Source organism: Dyella sp. 05T440 (genome assembly GCF_056395965.1).
The window spans coordinates 1-1,547 of the sequence record NZ_JBFTKN010000032.1 but is presented as its reverse complement, the minus strand read 5'-3'; the positions used below and the strand labels follow the sequence as shown (position 1 = coordinate 1,547).

At 60.5% G+C, this 1,547-nt stretch carries 1 protein-coding gene; it reads right to left on the bottom strand.

Annotation, left to right across the window (positions count from 1 at the left end):
* Positions 1-103 precede the first annotated feature (103 nt).
* Positions 104-1,465, bottom strand: coding sequence for a transposase (locus AC1DE1_RS20810; RefSeq protein ID WP_477179345.1), 1,362 nt, complete (start codon positions 1,463-1,465; stop codon positions 104-106).
* Positions 1,466-1,547: the final 82 nt, after the last annotated feature.

Sequence of the window (1,547 nt, the reverse complement as noted above, 5' to 3'; positions counted from 1 at the left end):
CGATGGTGTTGAAAAAGTCGTCATTTCGCCAGTGGCTCGTCGGTCCGATGATGAGTTGGTCGGTTCCCAAGTGAAGAATCGACAGGCAAACGCTCTGGCTCTGTCATGCGGGGACCACATCGATCCCTTTGGTCACCTTCGGCATCAACCATTTCGCCATTCGCCGCAGATTTTGCGCGGTGGCGGCCAATAAAAACTCATCGTTTGCACCACTCAGGCCACGTAGACGCAGGCGATCCAGTCGCAAAATGCATTTCAGGTGAGCGAACAACATCTCGACCTTCTTTCGGTGTCGACGTGATCGTTCGTAGCGTGGCGTGGTGGCGATCTGGCGGGCAACATCGCGTGCAGCCTCGTGGCGCTGGCGCGTGATCTTTCGCTGCGGGGTGTTCGGACAGCAACGCGCCTTCAGTTCGCACTGCGCACAGTCATGAACGCTACTGCGATAGATCACCGTGCCATCGGCGGTAGCTTTGCCTGATGACCGGAGGGCCTTGCCCATGGGACAGCGGTACTCATCGGCGTCGGCATGCCAGGTGAAGTCCGATCGGCTCAGCGTGCCGTCGGTGCGCTCGCTTTTGTCCCACACCGGTACGTGCGGCTCGATCTGCTTGTCGTCGACCATCCATCCCAACATGGCTGCAGTGCCGTAGGCCGTGTCGCCAATGAGGTGCTTGGGCTTGAGGTCGAAGCGTTGATCGACACGCTCGACCATGGTGCGGGTCGCCTGTACTTCGGCTGATCGCAGCGAAGGCGATGCCTCTACGTCGACGATGATGCCGGCATCGACATCGATCAGGTAGTTGGTGGAATACGCGTAGAACGCGGGGCCGCCGGGCGCGGCGGTCCACTGCGAGGCCGGGTCGGTCGGTGACACCTGTTTGGGCGGCGTGCGCTCGTCTTCAGCGGCGTCCAAGGCAGCCAGGTACTCGCGCACGGGACGCGTTAATGGCGTCTCTTCCGGCCAACAGGCTTCCGTCCCTGGCATGCCGCGCTGCCGACTGGCATCGGCCTTGATCACGCTGGCGTCGGTGGCGAAGCCCTCACCGCCGACCAAGCCTTCGGCAAGGCAGCGCTGCAGCACCTTCTCAAACACGAAGCGCAGCGTGTCATTGTCGCGGAAGCGGCCATGGCGGTTCTTGGAGAACGTCGAATGGTCAGGTATGGCATCTTCCAGACCCAAGCGGCAGAACCAGCGATAGGCCAGGTTCAAATGCACCTCTTCGCACAGCCGACGCTCGGAGCGAATGCCAAAGCAGTAGCCGACGATCAACATGCGGATGATTAGCGCCGGATCGATCGACGGCCGGCCCATGCTGCTGTAGTGCGGAGCGAGGTGCGTATGCAGCTCACTCAGATCAAGAAAACGGTCGATGCCGCGCAGCAAGTGATTGGCCGGCACGTGGTCATCGAGGTTGAAGGCGTAGAACAGCGGTGCTTGCGCAGCTTGCTGACGACCCATCATCGTGGCAACGTCCACTTGTCCGATGGGTAGGCAGTGAATCAGCTTCAGACGGCCGATTCAACTGACTTTTTCAACACAATCG

Coding starts and splice junctions, on each gene's coding strand:
- AC1DE1_RS20810 (WP_477179345.1), bottom strand. CDS start 1,465: ATGATGGGTCGTCAGCAAGCTGCGCAAGCACCGCTGTTCTACGCCTTC.